General features: G+C 42.7%; 1 protein-coding gene. It reads right to left on the bottom strand.

What is annotated here, in order from left to right:
* A partial coding sequence (gene rpsH / locus AAEY79_RS14320; protein ID WP_352288923.1) for a 30S ribosomal protein S8 occupies positions 1–337 on the bottom strand: 337 nt, incomplete at both ends.

Raw genomic sequence — 337 nt, 5'->3', positions numbered from 1 at the left:
CGCCTGCACTACGTGCTGCGCGGTCTGTCATTAGGCCTTTAGAAGTTGATACGATAGCGATACGTAGACCACCCATTACCTTTGGTAAGTCGTCTCGTCTCTTATAGATACGTAAACCAGGGCGGCTAACACGCTGGATATTTTCAATAACAGCTTTGCCTTCGAAGTACTTCAATTCGATAGAAAGCTCAGGTTTTACGTCGCCATTGATTGCGAAATCAGCGATGTAACCTTCATTTTTTAATACTTTAGCTACTGCTACTTTCAGTTTTGAATTAGGCATCGTTACAGATACTTTCTTCGCTGACTGACCGTTACGGATTCGTGTAAACAAATC

This window comes from Psychrobacter sp. GW64-MNA-CIBAN-0177, assembly GCF_040309585.1.
Taxonomy (GTDB): Bacteria; Pseudomonadota; Gammaproteobacteria; order Pseudomonadales; family Moraxellaceae; genus Psychrobacter; species Psychrobacter okhotskensis.
Note: the sequence above shows the minus strand (reverse complement) of the source record. Positions and strands in the feature narration are given on the sequence as shown.